The organism is Alphaproteobacteria bacterium, assembly GCA_017308135.1.
Lineage (GTDB): Bacteria > Pseudomonadota > Alphaproteobacteria > CACIAM-22H2 > CACIAM-22H2 > Tagaea.
In genome coordinates, this window is sequence record JAFKFM010000009.1 from 215,301 (window position 1) to 235,030 (window position 19,730).

The following is a 19,730-nucleotide window of genomic DNA, read 5'->3' on the forward strand; positions in this document are numbered from 1 at the left end:
GCTTACTTCGCCCCCTTGACCGGCGGCAGTTCGACCGGCTGCGGCGTGACCTTGCCGCCCGGACGCACGCGCTGCAGCCCGTTGACGACGACGGATTCCGAACCGTCGAGACCTTCACGCACGACGCGATAGCCGTCATGGCGGGGGCCCGGACGGATGAGACGCGGCGCCACCGACCCGTCGGCGGCGACGACCCACACCAAGCGCCGGTCGAGATCGGAGACGATCGCTTCGTCCGGGATCAGCACGGCGCGATAGGGGTTGGAGCCGGGGACGCGCACGCGGCCGAACATGCCGGGGGCGAGGAAGATATCGCCATTGGGAACGCTGGCGCGCACGCGCATCGTGCCCGTGGCGGTGTCCAGGCGGGAATCCACGAAATCGATCGTGCCCTTGCGGGTCAGGTCCTTCTCGTCGGCCACGCCGATCAAGACTTCGATCTTGTTGGGCACGTCGCGCGGATTGGGCACGTTGCCCGTGCGGATCGTGCGCGTGTAGGCGAGGTAGGCGCGCTCGTCGATGTCGAAATTGAACTTGATCGGATCGAGCGACACGATCGTGGCGAGCAGCGTCTGATCGGCGGCGACGAGATTGCCTTCCGAGACGAGCTTGCGGCCGATGCGGCCGGCCATCGGCGCGCGCACTTCCGTGAAGCCGAGATTGAGGCGCGCACTTTCCAGTTCCGCGCGCAAACCGGCGATATCGGCTTGGGCCTGGAGATATTGCTGGCGCGTCTGTTCGAGCTGACGCTCGGGCGCGTTGCCCGACCGCGCGAGGCGTTCGTAGCGCTCCATATCGGTGCGATAGAAATCGAGACGCGTTTGCGCCGCGTTCACGGCAGCTTGCGCGCGCGCATACGTCGCCTGATAGGTGCGCTTGTCGATGACGAACAGCAGATCGCCCTGCTTCACGATCTGGCCGTCGCGGAACGCGACCGATTCCAGATAGCCCGAAACACGCGCGCGCAGATCGACGGCTTCCGAAGCGTCGAAGCGGCCGATGAATTCGTCCTGCTCGACGATGTCTTTGACGACGGGCTTGGCGACCGAAACCGGGGGCGGGCCGCCGGGGCCCATCTGCGCCGAAACCGGCGAAACAAAACCGATCATGGCGACCGCCGCGGCCGCCAAACCATTCTTCAAACGCATGAAACCCCACCTCGAAACCCGCGCGAAATCGCGAACGGAAAATGCCGCCGCGCCACGCTGGTTCATGTCTGCATTATCGTGGGCGAAGAGATACAATGCTGCGGCGCGAACACAAGACCTACCGGAATACCACTATCCTTTTATTGCCGCCGCGATCGCCGCCACCGGTGCCGCCCAATCACCCGCTAAGTGCTGGCGGTACAATCGTAAATTCGAATACCAGGGCGTGTCGCCGCGCGCCAGCATCCAGCGCCAGTCCGGCGCCGCCGATAATAAAATAAAACATGTCTTGCCCATCGCACCGGCCAAATGCGCGATCGATGTGCAAGGCGTAACGATGCAGTCCAGCGCCGCGACCAAGGCCGCCGTATCGTCCATGTCGCGCAATTCACCACCGCAATCGCGGAAATTCGCGGGCGGGGTCCAGCCATCCATGTCCGCGCGGCGGGGGCCGACCTGCAATCCGACCCATTCGACGTCCGGCACGTCGAACAACTTCAACAGCGGCTTCAACCCTGGCGAGCGCCAGCGGTCGCCGGGAAAATCCGGATTCCCGCCCCAAACGATACCGACGCGCTTCTTCGTCGCCGGTCCCAGCTTGGCACGCCAAGCGTCGATCTTCGCCGGATCGGCGAAGACGTAAGGAATATCGGCGGGCGCCGTGTCAGGAATTGTGCCGAAAACGCCGGGCAGATCGAGCAGCGGCGCTTCGGCGTCGAATGCGGGCAACGCGCCGCCTTGCGCGACGATCGCGTCGATGCCCTTGGTGCGCGCCAGCAGCGCCGTCAACGCGGGCTGAACTTCCAGCACCACGCGCCAGCCGCGATCCTTGGCGAGTGCGGCGTAGCGCACGAACTGCAACGTGTCGCCCAGGCCCTGCTCGGCGCGCAGCAACAGCGTGCGCCCGTTGCCCGCTTCGCCGTTCCAGCGCGGCTTGTCGAACGACTTGGCGAACTTCGCTTGCGCTTGCGTCTTCCAGCGCCAGGCGAATTCGGCCCAGCCGCGTCGCCAATCGCCCGCGAGCAACGACGCGAATCCCAAATTGAAATGCGCATCCGCCCAATCCGGCGCGAGTTTCAGCGCGCGTTCGTAACTTGCGATCGCGGCGCCCGTATCGCCGGCCATGCGGTCGGCATTGGCGAGGTTGAAATGCGCCAGCGGATCTTGCGGCGCCATGTCGGCGGCGCGGCGCAACAGCGAGCGCGCTTCGACCAAACGCCATTCGTCGATCAGCAGGGCTGCGAGATTGGCGCGCGGCGGCACCGATTGCGGCTCGGCCGCGATGACTTCGCGGTAGAGCGCTTCGGCATCCGCGTTGCGGCCCAGTTTGCGCGCGACATTGGCGAGGTTGAACGCGATACCGGCATGGCCGGGCGCGAATTCGCGCGCCACGCGCATCGCCGTTTCGGCTTCGACCAGCATATTCGCGCGTTCGAAGGCGAGGCCCATATTCGCGTGGACCAGCGGATTTTTGGGATCGAGCGTCGCGGCCTTGCCGAACGCGACGAGGGAAGCGGTCTGATCGCCGGCTTGGCTTGCCGCCACACCGTAATCGAGCAGCAGATCGGCGTCGTTCGGATTTGCGTCCGACAGCGCGCGCAAGACCGGGACGGCCAAATCGGGCCGGCCGCGCGCCATGTCGGCGCGGGCTTTATCACGGGCGGCTGTCGAATCGGCGGTCGTCACGCGACCGACGATACCAGCCCCGCCCTATAAAAAGAATCGCCCGGCATCGGTCCGCGAAATGCCGGGCGATCTTGGCGAGAAGAGCTTACTTCGCCGCCGGGGCGGCCGTACCGGTCGTGACCTTGTTCGCGTCGCGGCGCTCATGCGCCTTCGTCGCCTTCTCCGCCTTCGCGGCTTCGGCCTTCGCGGGGGCTTGCGTGGTCTGCGCGGGCTTGGCGGGCGTCGCGGGGACGGCCGGGGTCGCGGTCTGCGCGAAGGCGAGAGCCGGGACCATCATCGAAACGGCGAGCGCCACGGCCAAAGTCTTCTTCATCGGTTTCACTCCTGCGACCGGCGGCATGATCGCCGCCGTCGTCAGGACAAAGCGCGACGGCGCAGCACTATTCCGGGTTTTTGCGGCGGGATATTTCGCACGACGCGGCGGAATAAGACGACCCGGATCGCGTTTCGCGGCTTACGCGAAAAAGTCGTACGTCTTGCCTTGGCCGAATTCGACGATTTCCGGCGCGTTGATGCGCGGGCCTTCGAAGAACGAGCGCGGCGTCCATGGCTGATTGTTCTTCAGCATCGCGATGATGCCGGCCTGATAATCCAGGCTCATGAACGCCGTCGAATTGGAATCGCCCCCCACGCTGGGGGCCCCCGAGATGGCCATGATTCTCAAACTCCCTCGTCACGGGCGTTCTCGCCCAACGAACGTAGAATAACATAAGCGCCCTCGCCGCTCCAAGAGCCGCTAACAGCCTGTTTTTCTGGCAAAAACGGCGGACCCCGCCCCTCGCCGAACCCAGGGGTTCGCGCGAGCCTTGGCGGGGCCCTTCGTTTTTTGGGGGAGCGGCCGCTTGCCGTTCGGCGTCGGGCCGGTCCCGCCCACCCGGGGCTTCAAGCCTCGGGCGTTGATGCTCGGCTCTTCGCGTTTCCGTCACCGCCCTGCCCTGGCGGGGCCGCCTTCCGGCCGAAACCGGGGGCGGCGCGCGACGTCGTCGATCCGGATGCGTGTCGCGTCAAGACGCGAGGCTTTTCCAAACCGATCCGGTCGCGCCGGACATCGATCGCCGGCGTGTGGTTGCCGAACGGCATCGCCCGACATTCGAACCGCCATCGCGCGCCGGAGATCCGGCACATGACCGGTTTTCGAACGGGGGAGGACGGTGCGCCCAGCCTCCGTCGCCGTCATGTTTCCGGACGCCCAAGCCTGTCGGGCCGAAGCGCGGGAACGATGCGGCGTATATGGACGGCCGATCATGATCCGAACATTCGAACTCCGATCGGGCGACTTCCAGTCACGGCTTCGCCGACGAGCGTGCGCGAGGCAGCCAACGACATCGCGTCAGCGCGAAACGCGCGCAGCCCCTGCGAAGAGCGGAACCTGAAATCAACCGCCGGAAAATCAAACGCCGGATACGATACCGGCCGTCACGTGAACTTCGGTGGAGTCATGTTGTTTTCGAACACCTCCCCGTGAATGGCATGCGCGCCGTGAACACGCTGCCGATACCTGCCGTTCTCCCTTCGCGGCGTGTATTTCCGCCTGATATCCGAACGCGGCAGGCGGCGTTCGAACATGCGTGGAATATAGCCCAAATGGGGCTTTCTGTGGAGTCCGTAGATTCGCGGATGTGGATAAACGCGCCGTCAGATTTCGCGCGACATGAAGGTCGATGCGGGGTCCGGTTTGTAGCCTTCGAACGGCGCGCACACGACGAAGCCGCGCGTCGCGTACATCGCGCGCGCCGGCGCGAAGTAATCCCAGGATCCGGTTTCCAGCGACACGCGCTTGAAACCCATCGCACGCGCTTCGCGCAGAATGTGATCGAGCATCGCGCCGCCCACACCTTGGCGGCGCGCGGGCGCCGCGACGTGCATCGACTTCACTTCCGCGTGGCCATCGTCGATGCGCTTCAATGCGCCGGTGCCGAGCAAATTGTCGTCGCGCCACACCGACCAGAAGCGAATGCCCGGCCGCTGCAAGCCCGAAACGTCGAGCGCGTGCGCGCAGCCTTCCACCGTATTCGCGCGGCCCATCGCGATATGATGTTCGAGCAAGGCGACGACGCGGGCATCGTCGAGCCCGCCTTCCACGATACGCATCTTTATTCCCCCGTATCGGCGATAACGGCATAGCGCGCGCGCTTGCGCGACGGATTGCGGAACACGAGCTTGGCGCCGAACGCCATCGTCATACGGTCGCCCGCGTTCAAGCGATGCGTGGCACCGCCGGTTTCGATTTCGAGCGTGCCTTCGAGCAGCCAAACATGCTGACCGCGCCCCGCGTAGCGGCGATTGTCGAGTGTCACGCGGGCGCCGGCCGGAAATTCGATCTCCACGATCGACGCGCGCGGCCCCAGATCGGCGGGCGCGATTTCGCGCCGGCGATAGCCGGTCGCCGGATCGCGCCACAGCGGATGCTCGCCCGCGCGGCGCAAGGGGGCGGGCGTTGCGGGTGCCGCGGCCACGAGTTCGGACAAGGTGACGCCCAAGCCGCCGCACAGACGCACGAGCAATTGCGCCGTGGCGCTCGATTGCGCGCGCTCGATCCGCGACAGCATCGCGCGGCTCACCCCCGACGACGCGGCCAGATCGTCGAGCGTCAAGCCCTTGGCGGCGCGCAAATTCCGCACGCGCGCGGCGATTCGGTCGTCGATGTCGGTGCCGGCCTCTCTCATATCTTAAACTTACATTCCAATATCCAAGAGTCAAGCGCGGTCGATCCGGGCGGCGAAGCAGCCTTGGCGCGCGTAATGCGCATGCAGATAGGCGGCCGCCGGATCGGCGAACATCCGCGCGATCAGATCTTCGAGCGCCGCGCCCTCGGTCACGTCGGCGGCGATCATCATGCCCGCCGCATCGAACGCGCGCACCGACAGCAAGCGCCGGCGCATCGCGTCGGGCACGTCGTCCGTCCGGTCGTAGGTCTCGATCGCCCCTTCGCGCACGAAAATCGCATGCGTCGCGCGGAACGGCGTGTCGGCGGGCTGGTGCATATAATTGAGCAGCAGCGCATGGCCGCCGACTTGGATGTCGCGCAATTCGACCCGATCGGGAAACCCCGGATCGGCGTCGACTTTCTTGCGGACGACGCCGCGCGCGGCCAGTTCGGCGTCGGAAAGTCCGTAGAGCGGAATGAACGCGGCGGGCGCGAGGCCGGTGATGCGGAAGGGCACGGTAACCTCCAGGTTGACGGTGCCGAACCCTGACCGGGCTTTCGCACTGCACCCACCCGATGCTTGCGCGGTTGCATCGAAAAAACGTCCGCACGGTGCCGAGACACCATGTTTCGTATGGAATTCGCGCGGGCGACCCGATAGAAACCGTCAACAAACCTCCGGGGAGGTCGCGTCTTGGCGCAAGTACCGAAGCGTATCATCCGCGCGCCGCAGGATTTGGCGGCGGGACTTTTCCTTATCGGCCTGGGCGCCTTCGCGCTGTGGCAGAACGCCGGCCTCGAACGCGGCACGTTGCGCGTGTTCGGCCCCGGCATGATGCCGATGATTTTGGCGTGGGCCTGCGTGATCGCGGGATTCGCCGTCGGCATCGGCGCGATGTTGTGGGACGGGCCGAAGCTGGAGCGCTGGACCTTCCGCGGGCCGCTTTTCATTCTGGGTGCGGCCGTCGCGTTCGGTCTGACCGTGCGTCCGCTCGGCATGGCGGTCGCGGCCCCGCTCGCCATCGTGCTGTCGTCGATGGCGTCGTCGGAAACCAAGCTCGGCGAGGCGGCGATCTTCGCGGTCGTGCTGACGGCGTTCTGCCTCGCGATGTTCCGCTTCATGCTCAATCTTCCGATCCCCGTCGCCCCCTGGGCGATCGGGTATTGAGGGCGCCTTCATGTTCGACCTGATCGGCAATCTCGCGCACGGCTTCTCGATCGCGCTGACGTTCCAGAATATCGGTCTGTGTTTCGCCGGCGTGATGATCGGCACGCTGATCGGCGTGCTGCCGGGCGTGGGCCCCATCGCGACGATCGCGATGCTGCTGCCGCTGACCTTCAAGCTCGACCCGACCGGCGCCCTCATCATGCTCGCGGGCATCTATTACGGCGCGCAATATGGCGGCTCGACGACCGCGATCCTGGTGAACATTCCCGGCGAAGCGACGTCGGTCGTGACCACGCTGGACGGCCACCAAATGGCCAAGCAAGGCCGCGCGGGCATCGCGCTGGGCGTCGCGGCGCTCGGCTCGTTCTTCGCCGGCACGGTCGCGACACTCGTCATCGCCGCCTTGGGCGTGCCGCTGACCAAGGTCGCCTTGCTGTTCGGCCCGGCCGAATATTTCGCGCTGATGGTGGCGGGGTTGGCCTTCGCCGTCGTGCTGGCGCGCGGCTCGCTTCTAAAGGCGGCGGGCATGATCCTGGCGGGCTTGCTGCTCGCCACGATCGGCACCGACCTCGAAACCGGCGAGGAGCGCATGACGCTGGGCTTCTCGACGCTCAGCGACGGGCTCGATTTCGCCGTGCTGGCGATGGGCGTGTTCGGCTTCGCGGAAATCCTGCGCAACCTCGAAAATCCCGAGGCGCGCGACGTGACGCGCGGCGCGATCGGCCGCCTGTTGCCGAATTGGGACGACATCAAGCGCTGCATCGCCCCCGTGCTGCGCGGCACGGCGATCGGCGGGGCGCTGGGCATTCTGCCGGGCAACGGCGCGGTGCTGGGCCCGTTCGCGTCCTACACAGTCGAGAAGAAGCTCGCCAAGGACCCGTCGCGTTTCGGGCGCGGCGCCATCGAAGGTGTCGCCGGTCCCGAAAGTGCGAACAACGCGGGCGCGCAGACCTCGTTCATTCCGCTGCTCACGCTCGGCATTCCGCCCAACGCCGTGATGGCGCTGATGGTCGGCGCCATGACCATTCACGGCATCATCCCGGGCCCGCTCGTCATGTCGAAGAGCCCCGATCTGTTCTGGGGCATGATCGCGTCGATGTGGGTCGGCAATCTGCTGCTGCTGATCATCAACCTGCCGCTGATCGGGCTTTGGGTGCGCCTGCTGAAGGTGCCTTATCGCCTGATGTTCCCGGCGATCATGGTGTTCTGCTGCATCGGCATCTACTCGATCAACAACTCGCCGCAGGACGTGCTGTTCACCGCCTTTTTCGGCTTCGTGGGCTATGTCCTCTATAAATTCGGGTTCGAGCCGGCACCCTTGCTGCTGGGCTACGTGCTCGGCCGGTTGATGGAGGAGAAGCTGCGCCAGGCGATGATCCTGGCGCGCGGCGACTTCATGACCTTCGTCTACAACCCGATCGCGGCGGGCATGCTGGCCGTCGCCGTGATCGTGGTCGTCATCGCGGTTCTGCCTTCGGTGAGCAAGAGCCGCGACCAAGTCTTCACCGAGTGACGTAAGGCCGCGCGCGGGCCCCCCGGAATTTTCCGCGCGCGGATCCACAATCGAAGGAGGAAAAGCAGATGAAGAAAGCTCTCGCATTCGCCGCCGCCCTGGCCTTGATGGCCGGTGCCGCGTCGGCCCAGCAATATCCGACCAAGCCGATCACCGTGATCGTGCCCTTCGCCGCCGGCGGCCCGACCGACGTTATCGCCCGCATCGTGGGCGAAAGCATGTCGAAGACGCTGGGCCAGCAGCTCGTGATCGAAAACATCGCGGGTGCCGGCGGTACGACCGGCATCACGCGCGGCAAGGAAGCGGCCAATGACGGCTACACGATCATGATGGGCCATATGGGCACGCATGGCGCGGCCCCGGCCCTCTATCCCAACATCCGCTACAACCCGGTCACGGATTTCGAGCCGATCGGCATGGCCGCCGGCACGCCGATCGTGATCGTCGCGCGCAAGGATTTCCCGGCCGCGAACCTGAAGGAGTTCGCCGACCGTTTGAAGGCGGGCCAGGACAAGCTCAACGAAGCCAATGCGGGCGTGGGCTCGGTCTCGCACACGACCTGCACGCTGCTGCATGTGCAGCTCGGCACGAAGCCGACGCGCGTGCCCTACACCGGCACGGGTCCGGTGCTGAACGACCTCGTCGGCGGCAAGGTCGATTACGCGTGCGACCAGATCGTCAACCTGGTCACGCAGATCCAGGCGGGCGCCATCCGCGCCTACGCGATCGCCACGCCGACGCGCTCGCCCGCCCTGCCCGACGTGCCGACGACCAAGGAAGCCGGCATGCCGGAATACGAGGTCAGCGCCTGGAACGCGCTGTTCGCGCCCAAGGGCACGCCGGCCCCGATCGTCGCCCGGCTGAACGACGCGCTGTCGAAAGCGCTGGACGACGCCAACTCGCGCAAGCGCCTGCTCGATCTGGGCGGCGTGCTGCCCGAAGGCAACGAGCGCACGAGCGCGTGGCTCGGCACGTTCGTCGCGGCGGAAGTCGATCGTTGGGGCAAGACGATCCGCGCCGCGCGCTAGTCGTTCTGCTTAAGCGCTAACAGACGAAGGCCGGTGCGGGCGACCGCACCGGCCTTTTTCATTGGAGCGACGCCCATGCGGCGAACGAGGCGCGCGCCGCGTGATTTTTTGGAAGCATATGGTGGTTGGCTTCGCTATATGGCCTCCCGCCAAAGCGATACGTGCTCGAAAACTCGCTCGGGCCGCCATTCGCCTTGCGGACATACGGCACATTTCCATGAGAACGACATGACCGACACGACGATCAGCCTGGCGATAGCCGATGCGCGCGATATCGCGAATTTCAAAAAGGACCTGCAAGACGCCTTCGCCGTTGCGGCCATCAAAGAGCTTGAAGAAACCCCGGACGGGCCCATTCCGTCGGACGATGATCTCGACGCGTCGATAAACGCCGTCGGCGCCGTCACGCTTCATGTCCTGCGCGGCGATGAAAAGATCGGCGGCGCGGTGCTTACCATCGATGAAAAGACCCACCGCAACACGCTCGATCTATTTTTCCTGAAACGTGGCCAGGAGGGCGGCGGTTTCGGTCACAAGGCTTGGTGCGCCATCGAAAAACGATATCCGAAGACCCGCGCGTGGCGGACCTACACCCCGTATTTCGAGAAACGAAACATCCACTTCTACGTCAACAAATGCGGGTTCAAGATCATTCAGTTTTTCAACGATCGCCATCCCGACCCGAATCACCCCGCTGCCGACGGTTCTTTCGGGGAAGGATTTCTATTCGAGAAGATCATGTGAAAGGCGTCGCGCCTTGCGCCGACGATTTGGCGCATGGCGGCCGGCGCGCCTTCGATCTTATTTCGGGAAATGCTCGGTATGCGTTTCGCCCGTACGGCCGAAATAGAGCACGCGCTTGCCCAGGAACGAGACGAGATAGCCCGCACAGCCTTTCACCGTGACGTTTTTGCAGAACGCGGCGTAGGAATAGTCGGGCGGATTGGCCTGCGCCCATTTGATTTGCGCGGCCACGCCCGCCGCATCGAACGCGGCCGCGACCGGCGCGCCGCCATGCGGCAGCCTCACCGCCACGCAATCGCCGTCGGGCAAATAATAGGTCGCGGTGCCGGCGCGATAATCGATCGCGTAGCCGTCGAACCCCGCACCGATCAAGGCGCCGACGATTTGCGGAAACGCCATCGACTTGTCGTAGGCGGCGGCGAGGCATTTTTCGGCCAGGGCTTTCTGCTGCGTATCCAAATTATCGCTCCATCATTCCGTCGCCACGCCCTTCAGCGCGTGACGATCGGCCAGTTTCTTCAAAAGACGGCCGAGGGCTTCTCGTTCGGCGGCGGCCAGCACGCCGAAAAACGCCGCGTCGTTGGCGTCGGCGAGTTCGGCGAGCTTGGGCACGAGGTCGCGGCCCTTCGCCGTCATCGTCAGGAATTGCGCGCGCCCGTCCGCGGGATCGGCGGCGCGCGCGATTAGATTCTTTGCGATCAAACGCTGGGCGAGCTTCGTGATCGCCCCCTTGGTCATGCCCATGCGCGCGGCAAGAGCGGAGGGCGCCGAGGGTGCGGCGTCGTAGAGCACGCGCAAGCATGCCCATTCGGCGACGGTCACGCCTTGCGCCGCCACTTTGCGCGCGAATTCGTGCGACACGGCGTTGGAAACGACGCGCAAATGGAAGCCGTAATGGGCTTCCAGCGCGGAAATTTCGGCTTGTTTGGACATGGCGGCTCCGGTGATTGACTAGGAAACTATATCGAATTGGTTTCCTAGTCAATCAATTCCGGAAGCGCCCGTCACACGGTCGGAATCGTCCCGCCGTCGATGACATATTCGGCACCATGAATCGATTTGGCGCGCGCCGAGACGAGGAACGCGACAAGCTCGGCCACTTCCTCGGGCCAGGCCGGCCGGCCGATCGGAATGCCGCCCAGCGCATTCATGATGCCTTGGCGCGCGGCCGCTTCGTCCGTACCGCCGCTGGCGGCGACGCGTTGCACGAAGCGCTCCGACGCGTCGGTCATGATCCAGCCGGGCGAAACCGTGTTCACGCGCACGCCCAGCGGCCCCAATTCCTTCGATAGCGATTTGCTATAGCTCGCCAAGGCGGCTTTGGCGGCCGCGTAGGGCGTGGTCGAATCGTAGAGCGGCAAGCGGCGCTGGATCGACGCGATATGGACGATCGCGCCGGACTTACGCTCGATCATGCCGGGCACGAGCAAGCGGTCGAGCCGCACGGGCGCCATCAGATTGAGAGCGAGATCGTTCTGCCAGAATTCCTCGTCCGCCGCGCGGAAGCCGCCGCCGGGCGTCGACGAGCCGCCCACGCAATGCACCAGAATATCCACGCCGCCGAACTCGGCCTTCACCGCCTCGGCGAAGGCGGCCACGCCGTCCGGTGTGGCCATATCGGCGATCGCGAAGAAGGCGCCTTTCGTGTCGCCGTCCGCCGGCGGTTTGCGTGCACATGTCGCGACACTTGCGCCGCCCGCCAGGAGGCGTGCGACGATCGCCGCGCCTGCGCCTTGCGTGCCGCCGGTGACGGCCGCGCGCTTGTTTTTGAACTCCGCCGGGTCGATCTTGAATTCGCGTTCCATAGGTCCCTCGCTTGTGAGACCCGGAAGCTGGGCGTAGGCTGCCGCGATGACAAGAACCAACGAAAAAGTAAGAGACTTACCGGAAAGTTCGGTGCGCTATCCCACGCCCGATGCGGGCGCCGCGGGTGTTGCGAACGCGCTCGGCAAATTGGAAGGGCGCTGGAAGCTGGTAATCCTGTTCCATCTGTTCGACGGAAAGGTGAAACGCTTCTCCGAATTGGAGCGCGCGATTCCTTCCGTGTCGCAGAAAATGCTGGCCCAGCAATTGCGCGCGTTGGAGACGGACGGGCTCGTGCGGCGCGTCGTCTATCCGCAAGTGCCGCCGAAGGTCGAATACGCGCTGACCGAATGGGGCCAGGAACTCTGCCCCGTTCTCGATGCGCTGCTGACCTGGGCCGATACGAAGCCCGAATAGCGGAACCGGCGCAGGGCCGATTCCGCGTTTCCGGTTACGCCGCCAGTTTGGCGCGCGTTTCGACGATGCCCAACGCCGCACGCGCCGCTTCGCGCCCCTTCTCGACGAAATGGGCGGCGAAGATGCCGCTGTGATGCGGCGTTTCTTGGAAGTGATGCGGCGTCAACGACACCGACAGGATCGGCACGCCGGTTTCGAGACCGGCGCGCATCAATCCGTCGACGACGGCGGACGCGACGAATTCGTGGCGGTAGATCCCGCCATCGACGACGAGGGCCGCCGCCGCGACGGCCGCATAGCGGCCGGTGCGGGCGAGGTCGCGCGCCATCAACGGCAATTCGAAAGCGCCCGGCACGTCGAACACGTCGACGCGATCGGACGGGATGAGTTCGCGGAATCCGTCGAGCGCCTTGGACACGATGTCGGCGTGCCAACTGGCTTTGACGAACGCGAAGCGCGGCAGTGCGGTGGTGTGGCGGGTGGGTGTCATGTGATCTCCTTCCGGTGCGACACTTCACCCAGGACGATCACGCACGAACACGGCCCCCGATCTGGAGGCCGCGCGTCCGTTCTCTTTCATCCGGACTATACCGTCGGCTCAGGCATCGCACCTGATCTGCTGACCCTTCCGGTGGAAGGCGCTCGCGGGCTCGCGGGGCTTTCGCCCCGCATACCGCCGGTGGGGAATTTCACCCCGCCCTGAGAACGGCGCGACCTTGCCGCGCGACGCGGCCCCCGCGCAAGCGCTTTAGCGCCAGAACAGCAGGATCAGCAGAATGACGGGGATCGGAACGCCCAACAGCCAAAGCAGAATACCGCGACCCATGGCCGGTCTCCTTTCTTCGCGTTTGTCGATGGCCAAACGCTAGCGGGCGCCCAGCGGCGCGCGAAAGGATCGGAAATTACGTGGTGGTTTTGGGGGGGAGATAAATGGCGCGGCCGAAGGGATTCGAACCCCTAACCTTCTGATCCGTAGTCAGATGCTCTATCCAGTTGAGCTACGGCCGCGCTGTCGTTCCGACGGGGTATCCCCTGGGAAACGGGCCGGGACACTAGGTGATTCGCCCCCCTATCGCAAGCGCTAAACGACGGTGCGGCGGCCATCGTCGAAAACGCGCCCGAAACGCGGCCAAGCCTGTGGAAAACCGTTATAAATTCAAACTTGTGCGCGTCTTGACGCTTGGTTACGATCCCCCGCCGGTGACTTGGGATGTCCGGTCCCAAGAATCCGCGCGGCGGCGTTTGCGTGCGAGGCGGCCATTGTGAAATGGCATCGCGTTCGCAAGGCGCCGTAGAGGCTTAACTGGTTCCGTGGCGCTTCCAACGCGTGGCGGATCGCATCTAACTAACGATTATATCGGCCATGACCGTTATGCGCTCGCCCCTCGCCACTCCTGCCCGCCTTCTTGCCGTGGGCACGCTCGCCTTGGGGCTCAGCGGCTGCAACTACATGACCGAGGCGCTGTGGCCCTCGATGGGCGGGTCCGAACCCGCGCGGTCGAGCGACGGCCCCATCGTGCGCCAGGAAATTCCGCCCTCGGCCGCCGAGCAGCGCGCGATGACCACGACGAGCAGCGCCGCCATCGCGGCGACGCCCGATACGGGCCGCCTGCCGGCGGGCCAATCCACCGCCGTCGGCCAGCGCGCGCAGCAATTGCGCGGCGAAGTCCAGAATCTCCAGGGTGCGGTTCAACAGCGCGCCGCCGCGATCCAGCAGATGCGCGGCGATGCGATCGCCACGTCGCAGCGTTATTTTTCGACCGTCGCGGGCGTAAACGCGCGCCTGCAGGTCGGCACGACGCCGGGCAACCCCATCCTGCAAAGCCAGTGGAACACCGCCGCCGCCGAGCTCGACCGCATGTCGGCCGAAATCGGCCGCATGTCGCAGATGTCGAGCCAAGTTTCGGCCGACGCGGCGATGGCCGCCTTCCTGCTCGATTCGACCCGTGCCGCCTATTCGCTGTCGGGCGCCGTCGAGGACGATCACCGCCAGCTGGCGCTGGTCGAGGACGAGGTGAACCGCACCGTCGTCTCGATCGACCGTCTGCTGAACGAGCTCAACGAGGATATCGGCCGCCAGTCGACCTATATCGGCCGCGAGCGTTCGAACCTGACCGCGCTGTCGCTCGCCATCCGCAACGGCGAATTGTTCGGCACGGGCCTCAACAACCGCGCCTTTACCAACGTGACGCCGCCCGACGGCAGCCCGGCGATCCTGGGCGTAGCACCCGGTGCGGCCCCGCAGGCCGGCAACCCCGCGCAAGCCGCCGCCGGCCGCCGTCCGCTGATGGTGATCCGCTTCGATCGCGCCAACCCGGCTTACGAGCAAGCGCTCTACACCGCCGTCAGCCGTGCCTTGGAACGCAGCCCGGCCGCGAATTTCGACCTCGTCGCCGTCGCGCCGTCGCGCGGCGGTCAAAGCCAAGCGGCGCTGGCCGCCACCACCGCGCGCCGCCAGGCGGAAACGGTGATGCGCAGCCTCGCCGATATGGGCCTGCCCGCGCAGCGCGTGACGTTGTCCTCGACCACGTCGAACCAGGCGCAGGCCAACGAAGTGCATCTCTTCGTCCGCTAAGCGGACGCCCGAGAGCGAAGATCAAAGGCGGGTGCCGCGGCACCCGCCTTTTTCATTTGGGCGGATAGGGTGCGCGCGGCAACGCCTTCGCTTTGACGATTTTGCCCGCGATGTCGATCTCGTAATTCCACGACAGCATCGTGGCGCGATCGAAATTCTCGGGTGCGCGGACATAGCCCATGGCGACGCAGCGCCCGAGCACGGTGCTCCACCCCGCCGAGGAGATCTCGCCCGCCGGGCGCCCATTCGCGAGAATGCCTTCCCCGCCCCAGCACCAATCGCCCGCGTCTTCCAACGCGAACAGGCACAGGCGCTTGGCGACGCCCGCTTCGCGCTTGGCGAGCAAGGCTTCGCGGCCCAGGAACCCGCCCGGCTTGTCGAAAGCGACGGCGTGCAGCAAGCCCGCCTCGACCGGCGTTTCGTCCGGGCCCAATTCGGGCCCGAAGGCGCGCCGCCCCGCTTCGATGCGCATGGCGTCGAGCGCGTAATAGCCGATATCGGCGATCGCGGGCGTCGCGGCTTTCAGCTCGTCATAGACGCCGGCCGCGTATTCGGTGGGCACGAGCATTTCCATGCCGGGTGCCCCGACATAACTCATCGGTGTCGCCAGCACGCGCGCGAGGCCGACATCGATCATGCGGACCTCGCCATTCGCGAGCTTGGGCAAGCGCGGGCTGATCTTCGCAAGGGCCGCTTCCGCCCCCGGTCCGATCAGCGACAGCGTCGTCCACGTCACCGTCGCGTCGGTCAGCGTCACGAATTGATCGCCGATCTGGCGGCCCAGCCAATCGAGATCGCGGGTCAACTGCGCCGAGCCGGTGACGTACAGGAACTTGTCCTCCGCGAGCCTTGCGATCGTCACGTCGCTTTCGAAACCGCCGCGCTCGTTCAGCAACGCCGTATAGACCGAACGGCCGGGCGCCACGTCGATATCGTTGGCGCAGATGCGTTGCAGATACGCGGCCGCATCGCGGCCCTGGATCAGAATTTTGGCGAAGCTCGCCTGATCGATGATGCCCACGCCGTTGCGCGCCGCTTCTTGTTCTTTGCGCGTATAAGGCAGCCAATTGGGCGTCCAGGCGTAGGGAATCTTCGCGTCGAGGGGGGCGAAGTAATTCGCGCGTTCCCAGCCCATCTTCGATCCGAAGCGGGCCCCATTGGCGGCAAGGCGATCGTATAGCGGCGAGCGGCGCAGCGGCCGCGCACTTTCCAATTCCATGCGCGGCCAGCGCATCACGTAGTGCAGGCCGAGGCTCTCGACCGTGCGCTCGCGCAAGAAGCGGCCATTGGCCTGGAAATCGGCGAAGCGGCGGATATCGACGTCGGCGAGGTCCATTGGCGCCTCGCCGCCCGCGATCCATTCGGCGGTCAACCGCCCCGCCCCGCCCGCATTGGCAATACCCGCCGAGTTGAAACCGGCGCAGACATAAAGCCCGCGCAAGGCGGGCGCCTCGCCCAGAATGAAATTGCCGTCGGGCGTGAAGCTCTCGGGCCCGTTCAGCAACTGGCGCACTTCGGCCGTTTCCAGGCACGGCGTGCGGTGGAGCGCGTTCTCCATCAGGATTTGGAACTGGTCCCAATCCTCGGGCAGAAGCTGGAAGGCGAAATCCTCGGGCACGCCATCCATGCCCCAAGGCTTGGCGACCGGCTCGAACCCGCCCATCACCAACCCGCCGACTTCTTCCTTGTAATAGATATAGCCGTCGGGATCGCGCATCACCGGCAGATCGGGCGTCACGCCGGCGATCTTCTTGGTGACGATGTAAAAGTGTTCGGCCGAATGCAGCGGCACCGCGACGCCGAGTTGCTCGCCCACTTGGCGCGTCCATTGCCCGCACGCGAGCACGACGACGTCGGCCGCGATCCGGCCCTTATCGGTCTGCACGGCGACGATCGAACCGTTCGCGCGCTCGAAGCCCGTGACCGCCACGCCCTCGAACAGCTTGGCGCCCATTTGGCGCGCACCCTTGGCCAGCGCCATGCACAGATCGGCGGGATTGGCCTTGCCGTCGCCCGGCAGCCAGATCGCTCCTTGCAAATCGTCGGTGCGCATCAGCGGCCAGAGTTTGCCGGCGTCGTCCGGGCTGATTTCCTGGATATCGACGCCGAAGCCTTTGGCCAGCGCCACTTGGCGTTTGAACGCGACGACGCGCTCGGGCGTGCGCGCGACATTGACCGATCCGCAGTTCTTCCAGCCCGTCGCCTGGCCGGTTTCGGCCTCGAGCTTCGAATAAAGGTCGATGCCGTATTTGCTCATCGCCGTCAGCGCGCGGTTGGGGCGCATCGCGCCAACCAGCCCCGCGGCGTGCCACGTCGTCCCGGCGGTGAGGCGGGCGCGCTCGACCAGGACGATGTCCTTCCAGCCGAGTTTCGCCAAATGATACGCAACCGAACAACCGGCAATGCCGCCGCCCACGATAACCGCGCGCGCCGAAGCCGGAACCGCCTCTGCCATGGAGCCCCCGTCCTGTTTTGTTGGCGCCAGATTAGCAAGGTCCGTGCGACAAGGTATCGGCGATTTTGGGATGGACGGCCCGGCTTTTGCCCCGTATTTGGCTTATTCAACCTCGCAACGAGAACGCCCCGAATGGATCTCAAAGCCCATATCCGCGACGTGCCCGACTTCCCCAAGCCCGGCATCCTGTTCCGCGACATTTCCCCGCTTCTGGCCGATGCCGGCGCCTGGAAAGCGACGATCGACCGCTTGGCCGATATCGTCGCCCCCCATAAGCCGCAATTTCTCGCCGGGATCGAAAGCCGGGGCTTTCTGGTGACCGCCCCGCTGGCGCTGCGCCTGGGGGTCGGGTTCCTGATGGTGCGCAAGCGCGGCAAGTTGCCGGGCCCCACCGTGCCGCACACCTACGCGCTGGAATACGGCGAGGACACGATCGAGGTACAGGACAACGCCGTGCCGAAGGGGGCGCGCGTCGTCGTATTGGACGACGTGTTGGCGACCGGCGGCACGCTTGCGGCGGCGATCTCGTTGCTGCAAAAAACAGGGGCCGACGTGCGTGGTTCCGCCTGCCTGATCGAGCTCACATTCCTCGAAGGGCGCAAGCGCCTGCCCGTGGCTTTCGAATCCTTGGTCCGTTACTGACCGAACGGGGGAGCGGTCGAGCGATGGACAAAATCCTCGACGCGCTGCCCGCCGCCTTGATGATCCTCGACGACGATCTCAAGATCGTCGCGGTCAACACCGCCTATCACCGGCTGCTGGGCCTGCCCGACGGGTTCAGCAAGCCGGGCGACTCCATCGCCGACGCGATCGCGCATCTGGCCGCGCTATCGGAACCGGATCCGGCCGCGCGCGAAGCGGCGATCAAATCGCGCATGGCGATGATGGAGGCGCGCAACGGCTTCACCTATCGCCGCCGTTTCCATCACGGCCGTTTGATCGAAGTCGCCGCACGCCCGCTGCCCGATGGCGGGCAGATCGTCATGTATCACGACGTGACGGAGGCCGAGGCGCAAGGTACTGCGCTCGCCCGCGATTGGAACCGGCGCGAAGACGAAGAACGCCTGCTGCGCGCGATCGACGGCTTGTCGACGGGGGTGGGCATCTACGATCCCGACGACCGGTTGATCCTGCACAACGCCGCCTATCGCCGTTTGATCGAACTGCCCGCGCATATCGGCGTGGGCGCCACGTTCCGCGACGTGCTGGAAGCGCAGATCGAAAACGGCGTCGCGTTTCTGGGCGGGTTGCCGCGCAACGCCTGGCTCGACGCGCGCCTGGCCGAACATCGCATGCCCGGCGACAAGATTTTCGAAACGCGCATCGGCGGCGGGCGCATGCTGCAGATCCGCGACCAGCGCCTTCCCGATGGCGGCTTCGCCATCACGCTGAACGACGTGACCCAGGCCCGCGCGCGCCAGACCGAGATCGACCGCCAGGCGCAGATCCTGGCGAGCACGTTCGAATCGATCGACGAAGGCATCGTCGTCTACGACCATAACCGCGTGCTGATCGCCTGGAACGATCGCGCGCGCCAATTGCTCGATGCGCCCCCCGAAGGCATGCGCGTGGGCCTGACCTTCGACGATTCGATCCGCTTCCAAATCCGGCGCGGCGATTTCGGCCCGATCGCCGACGAAGATGCCGAGATCGCGCGCCGCGTCGCGCGGGTGACCCGGCCCGAACCCTATTCCGACGAAGGCTGGCGGCCGAACGGGCGCTATATCGTCACAAGGCGCACCGCGTTGCCCGGCGGCGGCTGGGTCACGTTGTTCACCGATTTGACCGAGCGCAAACACGCCGAAGACGCGTTGCGCGACGCCAAGGAAATCGCCGAAATCGCCAGCCGCACGAAGTCGGAGTTCCTGGCCAATATGAGCCACGAGTTGCGCACGCCGCTCAACGCCGTGATCGGCTTTTCCGAGATCATCCATAACCAGCTTTTCGGCCCGATCGGCGAACAGCGCTACGTCGACTACGCCAGGGATATCCATTCCTCCGGCACGCATCTCTTGCAGGTCATCAACGACATCCTCGACATTTCGAAGGCGGAAGCCGGCAAAGTCGAACTGCGCGAGATGCAGATCGACCTCAACGGCACGCTGGCGTCCTGCGCGCGATTGATCGATCCGCGCGCGCAAGCCGCCCAAGTGCGCGTCACCGTCGATGTCGCGCCGGACGTGCCGCTGCTGACCGCCGACGAGCAGCGCGTGCGTCAGATCGTGCTGAACCTGCTGTCGAACGCGGTGAAATTCACCCCGCCCGGCGGGCGCGTGCGAATCATCGCGACGATGGAAGCCGATGCGGGCGTGGCCGTCAGCATCGTCGATACCGGCATCGGGATGCGCCCGCAGGACATTCCGCGCGCGCTGGAACCGTTCGGGCAGATCGACAGCGTGCTGGCGCGCCGCTTCGAAGGCACGGGCCTCGGCCTGCCGCTCAGCCGCAAGCTTGTCGAGCTTCACGGCGGCACGTTGTCGATCGAAAGTGCCCCCAATCGCGGCACGACCGCGACGGTGCGCTTCCCCGCGTCGCGCTGCCGTTAG

The 19,730-nt window shown here is 65.6% G+C and carries 20 protein-coding genes, 1 tRNA gene and 1 riboswitch; of the genes, 8 read left to right on the forward strand and 13 right to left on the reverse strand.

The genetic code is table 11. From position 1 onward, the window contains the following. Nucleotides 1-2: 2 nt before the first annotated feature. From J0H39_14285 to J0H39_14315, 7 genes are all read right to left on the reverse strand, one after another. Nucleotides 3-1,148 carry an efflux RND transporter periplasmic adaptor subunit gene (locus tag J0H39_14285; GenBank protein ID MBN9497921.1) on the reverse strand — a complete coding sequence of 382 codons (1,146 nt, stop codon included), beginning with the start codon at nucleotides 1,146-1,148 and terminating at the stop codon, nucleotides 3-5. Nucleotides 1,149-1,280: 132 nt separating this feature from the next. Next, entirely contained in the window at nucleotides 1,281-2,834 is a 1,554-nt protein-coding gene (locus J0H39_14290) for a tetratricopeptide repeat protein (protein ID MBN9497922.1), read from the reverse strand. Between the two features lie 85 nt (nucleotides 2,835-2,919). Then, nucleotides 2,920-3,147 (reverse strand): hypothetical protein, encoded by a 228-nt coding sequence (locus tag J0H39_14295; GenBank protein ID MBN9497923.1) that lies wholly within the window; start codon nucleotides 3,145-3,147, stop codon nucleotides 2,920-2,922. 141 nt (nucleotides 3,148-3,288) lie between these two features. Then, on the reverse strand, nucleotides 3,289-3,489 hold the full coding sequence (locus tag J0H39_14300) for a hypothetical protein (protein ID MBN9497924.1): 201 nt from the start codon (nucleotides 3,487-3,489) through the stop codon (nucleotides 3,289-3,291). A gap of 980 nt (nucleotides 3,490-4,469) precedes the next feature. After that, on the reverse strand, nucleotides 4,470-4,925 hold the full coding sequence (locus tag J0H39_14305; GenBank protein MBN9497925.1) for a GNAT family N-acetyltransferase: 456 nt from the start codon (nucleotides 4,923-4,925) through the stop codon (nucleotides 4,470-4,472). 2 nt (nucleotides 4,926-4,927) lie between these two features. Then, nucleotides 4,928-5,500 (reverse strand): helix-turn-helix domain-containing protein, encoded by a 573-nt coding sequence (locus tag J0H39_14310; protein MBN9497926.1) that lies wholly within the window; start codon nucleotides 5,498-5,500, stop codon nucleotides 4,928-4,930. A gap of 30 nt (nucleotides 5,501-5,530) precedes the next feature. Continuing rightward, nucleotides 5,531-5,998: a DUF1203 domain-containing protein gene (locus tag J0H39_14315; protein MBN9497927.1), complete on the reverse strand. Its 468-nt coding sequence runs from the start codon at nucleotides 5,996-5,998 to the stop codon at nucleotides 5,531-5,533. A gap of 177 nt (nucleotides 5,999-6,175) precedes the next feature. Between J0H39_14315 and J0H39_14320 the strand changes: the two genes are divergently transcribed. The 4 genes from J0H39_14320 to J0H39_14335 all read left to right on the forward strand — a co-directional run bounded on the left by J0H39_14320 (nucleotide 6,176) and on the right by J0H39_14335 (nucleotide 9,934). Beyond that, entirely contained in the window at nucleotides 6,176-6,649 is a 474-nt protein-coding gene (locus J0H39_14320; protein ID MBN9497928.1) for a tripartite tricarboxylate transporter TctB family protein, read from the forward strand. Nucleotides 6,650-6,659: 10 nt separating this feature from the next. Continuing rightward, a complete protein-coding gene (locus J0H39_14325; protein MBN9497929.1) occupies nucleotides 6,660-8,162 on the forward strand; it encodes a tripartite tricarboxylate transporter permease in 1,503 nt (500 codons plus the stop codon). Nucleotides 8,163-8,230: 68 nt separating this feature from the next. After that, nucleotides 8,231-9,190: a tripartite tricarboxylate transporter substrate binding protein BugD gene (locus J0H39_14330; GenBank protein ID MBN9497930.1), complete on the forward strand. Its 960-nt coding sequence runs from the start codon at nucleotides 8,231-8,233 to the stop codon at nucleotides 9,188-9,190. 228 nt (nucleotides 9,191-9,418) lie between these two features. After that, nucleotides 9,419-9,934, forward strand: a complete 516-nt coding sequence (locus J0H39_14335; GenBank protein MBN9497931.1) for an N-acetyltransferase — start codon at nucleotides 9,419-9,421, stop codon at nucleotides 9,932-9,934. 57 nt (nucleotides 9,935-9,991) lie between these two features. Here J0H39_14335 and J0H39_14340 read toward each other — a convergent pair whose 3' ends face one another. The 3 genes from J0H39_14340 to J0H39_14350 all read right to left on the reverse strand — a co-directional run bounded on the left by J0H39_14340 (nucleotide 9,992) and on the right by J0H39_14350 (nucleotide 11,739). Further along, nucleotides 9,992-10,393 carry a DUF1398 domain-containing protein gene (locus J0H39_14340; GenBank protein ID MBN9497932.1) on the reverse strand — a complete coding sequence of 134 codons (402 nt, stop codon included), beginning with the start codon at nucleotides 10,391-10,393 and terminating at the stop codon, nucleotides 9,992-9,994. Between the two features lie 12 nt (nucleotides 10,394-10,405). Continuing rightward, nucleotides 10,406-10,867 (reverse strand): MarR family transcriptional regulator, encoded by a 462-nt coding sequence (locus J0H39_14345; GenBank protein MBN9497933.1) that lies wholly within the window; start codon nucleotides 10,865-10,867, stop codon nucleotides 10,406-10,408. A 71-nt stretch (nucleotides 10,868-10,938) separates the two neighbouring features. After that, nucleotides 10,939-11,739 (reverse strand): SDR family oxidoreductase, encoded by an 801-nt coding sequence (locus J0H39_14350; protein ID MBN9497934.1) that lies wholly within the window; start codon nucleotides 11,737-11,739, stop codon nucleotides 10,939-10,941. A 46-nt stretch (nucleotides 11,740-11,785) separates the two neighbouring features. Here J0H39_14350 and J0H39_14355 point away from each other — a divergent pair, with 46 nt between their 5' ends. After that, entirely contained in the window at nucleotides 11,786-12,154 is a 369-nt protein-coding gene (locus J0H39_14355) for a winged helix-turn-helix transcriptional regulator (GenBank protein MBN9497935.1), read from the forward strand. Between the two features lie 34 nt (nucleotides 12,155-12,188). On the opposite strand, the gene J0H39_14360 is transcribed toward J0H39_14355, so the two are convergent. Continuing rightward, on the reverse strand, nucleotides 12,189-12,644 hold the full coding sequence (locus tag J0H39_14360; protein MBN9497936.1) for a 6,7-dimethyl-8-ribityllumazine synthase: 456 nt from the start codon (nucleotides 12,642-12,644) through the stop codon (nucleotides 12,189-12,191). A 74-nt stretch (nucleotides 12,645-12,718) separates the two neighbouring features. Further along, a riboswitch (FMN riboswitch) is annotated at nucleotides 12,719-12,865 on the reverse strand. A 220-nt stretch (nucleotides 12,866-13,085) separates the two neighbouring features. Next, a tRNA-Arg gene (locus J0H39_14365) sits at nucleotides 13,086-13,162 on the reverse strand. 364 nt (nucleotides 13,163-13,526) lie between these two features. On the opposite strand from J0H39_14365, the gene J0H39_14370 reads away from it, so the two are divergent. Continuing rightward, a complete protein-coding gene (locus J0H39_14370) occupies nucleotides 13,527-14,729 on the forward strand; it encodes a hypothetical protein (protein MBN9497937.1) in 1,203 nt (400 codons plus the stop codon). A 52-nt stretch (nucleotides 14,730-14,781) separates the two neighbouring features. On the opposite strand, the gene J0H39_14375 is transcribed toward J0H39_14370, so the two are convergent. Then, on the reverse strand, nucleotides 14,782-17,184 hold the full coding sequence (locus tag J0H39_14375) for a GcvT family protein (protein ID MBN9497938.1): 2,403 nt from the start codon (nucleotides 17,182-17,184) through the stop codon (nucleotides 14,782-14,784). Nucleotides 17,185-17,316: 132 nt separating this feature from the next. Here J0H39_14375 and J0H39_14380 point away from each other — a divergent pair, with 132 nt between their 5' ends. Further along, nucleotides 17,317-17,826: an adenine phosphoribosyltransferase gene (locus J0H39_14380; GenBank protein ID MBN9497939.1), complete on the forward strand. Its 510-nt coding sequence runs from the start codon at nucleotides 17,317-17,319 to the stop codon at nucleotides 17,824-17,826. Nucleotides 17,827-17,849: 23 nt separating this feature from the next. After that, the gene (locus J0H39_14385; GenBank protein ID MBN9497940.1) at nucleotides 17,850-19,730 is read left to right on the forward strand and encodes a PAS-domain containing protein; all 1,881 of its coding nucleotides are present in this window, start codon (nucleotides 17,850-17,852) and stop codon (nucleotides 19,728-19,730) included.